This window comes from Bacillus sp. AF62, assembly GCF_050312695.1.
Lineage (GTDB): Bacteria > Bacillota > Bacilli > Bacillales > Bacillaceae_G > Bacillus_A > Bacillus_A cereus.
In genome coordinates this window covers 1-2,457 of the sequence record NZ_JBNPJZ010000025.1, presented here as the reverse complement: position 1 = coordinate 2,457, position 2,457 = coordinate 1, and the positions used below count along the sequence as shown (strand labels likewise).

The following is a 2,457-nucleotide window of genomic DNA, read 5'->3' as shown; positions in this document are numbered from 1 at the left end:
GGTTTAGCACCGAACTTTGAGGGGGTGCCGAATAAACTTCCGGAGATTGTGAAACGCCGTCTGGAAGGAGAATCCTACTTAAAACTGGCAAATGAGCTGAACATGTCCTCAGGGCAAATTATCGAGGTAATTGATGAATATCGTAAGCGTGTAGCCCCATTGGCCATCAAGTGGCAGGAGTGGAAAGAACAGCAGCCAGAAACAAAAGAAGAAGCAAAGAGTGAGAAGAAACCTGAGGAAACGCCAGAGACAGAAGAAGGAGCCATTTCAAAACCATTGCAGCCATCGGAAGAATTTGAAATAACAGATGAGGACAAGTCATTTGAAGAAGAGCAAGAATAAATTCATACGGATTCAAATATTAAATCTACAAGATGAACATTGTGCAAGTTGTCAAAAGGTACCGGCATATAGGAAGTCAGGGAACTGCAAGACTTCCTGGTGTACGGATAACTGTAGGATTGGGAAGCGAATCAAACAATTAGGCGAAATCTTACTGGAAGGGAGAAATGAAACAATGGCAGAACAGCTGGCTGAAGAAAGGAATTGGGATGCATTATGCGAGAGAGCGGAGAAATTACGAGGTGAAAAACTATCCTGGGCAAAAATTGCAGACCGTTTGGGTGTGAGTGAAAGTACACTGTATCACAACGTCGCGAAACGACGAGAGAAAAAAGAGGGTGTTAGGAAGCGAGCCAAGAAGTCGGGAACAAAAAAGAGCATAAAACCATTGGTCCAAGATGCAAAAGCTGTTAGAGAGAAAAATGAACATTCTGAAGAGAGAGATAATGGGATGCATCAAGCAGAATTAGAATTGGAACTTGAAAAGCTAAAAGAACAATTTCAAAATCGTGAGGAAGAATATACAACTTTACTTAATGAACGCAACCAGTTGAGCGAAAAGAACTGGGAACTGGAAGCTAAGTTACGTAAAGTGCAAATCAGAGTCGGTGCGGCAGAGGAAACAGCTGAAATGGAACGGAAACATCGCTTGGAATTTCAAGCAAGAGCACAAGCATTAGGCATCGCATTGAAAGCCGTATTGTAGGTGTTTCACATGAAACTTACTAAAGAAGAACGCCTCCAGCTTACCTATCAGATTGGTGATATCATCGAACAGAAATGTAGGCGGTGTTATTACAATCGTTCAGATGATGCGAGTTTCAGTATCAACATTTGTGTGAATTGCCCGACTGGTCAGGAGTTACGCCAGTTGGGTAGGTATTTTGATACGGAGCCGAGACAGAGCGGAGGAAAACCAGGGAATATACCGGATGGATTGAAGCCAGCGCGTGTAAGAGAACTCAATAAGCAAGGAATCCTGGATAAAGAAATCAGTATCATGTTTGAGCGGAGTCCATCTTACGTCTATAAATCGAAAATGAGATGGAGAAAACAAGGATTGTGGGAAGGGCCGAATCAGGTGGCGAAGAAAGTAAGGAATGGGACGAGGGATGAACGAAACGTTAGTCCCTCTGAATAGCGGTAAACAAACGAAAGAGGATGGGATCGCGTTTTGCGAGGGGGTCATGTTACATCGGATGCCTTCGTCAAAAAAATATAGTACGAGGGGAAATGAAAAATGAATCAAACGCAAATGTTTTCACACAACATGTTCGGTAACTTAGAAATCTTAATTCAGAATGGAAAAGAGTACTTTCCAGCGACAGATGTTGCGAAGGTATTGGGATATACGAATCCCACAAAAGCGGTAAGAGATCATTGTAAAAAGGACGGGGTAACGTTTCGTTCGGTGGTTATTTCAGAGAAGAATCAAACGGTTGAAAAGAAATTCATCAGCGAATCGAACTTATACCGTCTAATTGTTAAATCCAAACTTCCTCAAGCAGAACAATTTGAAACATGGGTGTTTGAAGAAGTACTCCCAAGCATTCGAAAACATGGGGCTTACATGACACCGCCTACGATAAATGCTTTACTGCAAGATCCTGATTTATTGATTAGCCTTGCGTCACAATTGAAAGACGAACAACAGGCAAGGCAAGTGGCAGAACAAAAGAATCTCATGTTAACACAACAAGTCGCAGAGCATGCATCTAAGATTACCTACCTCGATCAAATTCTTCAATCAAAAGATACGGTAACCGTCTCACAAATTGCAGCCGATTATGGTTTATCTGCAGTACGATTAAATAAAATCTTAAAGGATGAAAAAGTACAGTACAAAGTAAACAACCAATGGCTGCTATATGCCAAACATCAAAATAAAGGGTACACAAAATCGCAGACGATTGATGTCACGCATTCGGATGGTAGTAAATCCGTAAAAATGAATACACGATGGACGCAAAAAGGAAGGCTGTTTATCCATGATATGTTAACGAAACGAGGCATTATTCCGGAAATGGATAAGGAAGCGGTTTGAAACTGGTGTTCAAAAAATGGATTCATAAAACAAGGTAAATTCGTGTTTAAATCTGTTTTGAATATCGTAGG

Annotated in this window: 3 protein-coding genes and 1 pseudogene; all 4 read left to right on the top strand. The window is 41.3% G+C overall.

Annotated features, from left to right (window positions below; all coding sequences use genetic code 11):
- Positions 1 to 342, top strand: a pseudogene (locus ACQRBL_RS03575) (2-methylcitrate dehydratase); the annotation flags it as partial.
- Positions 308 to 1,048 (top strand): zinc-finger domain-containing protein, encoded by a 741-nt coding sequence (locus ACQRBL_RS03570; protein WP_080672441.1) that lies wholly within the window; start codon positions 308 to 310, stop codon positions 1,046 to 1,048. The pseudogene ACQRBL_RS03575 and the gene ACQRBL_RS03570, both read left to right, overlap by 35 nt.
- A 9-nt stretch (positions 1,049 to 1,057) precedes the next feature.
- Entirely contained in the window at positions 1,058 to 1,483 is a 426-nt protein-coding gene (locus ACQRBL_RS03565; protein ID WP_043924720.1) for a hypothetical protein, read from the top strand.
- Positions 1,484 to 1,582: 99 nt separating this feature from the next.
- Positions 1,583 to 2,386 carry a phage antirepressor KilAC domain-containing protein gene (locus ACQRBL_RS03560; protein WP_427733918.1) on the top strand — a complete coding sequence of 268 codons (804 nt, stop codon included), beginning with the start codon at positions 1,583 to 1,585 and terminating at the stop codon, positions 2,384 to 2,386.
- Positions 2,387 to 2,457 lie beyond the last annotated feature (71 nt).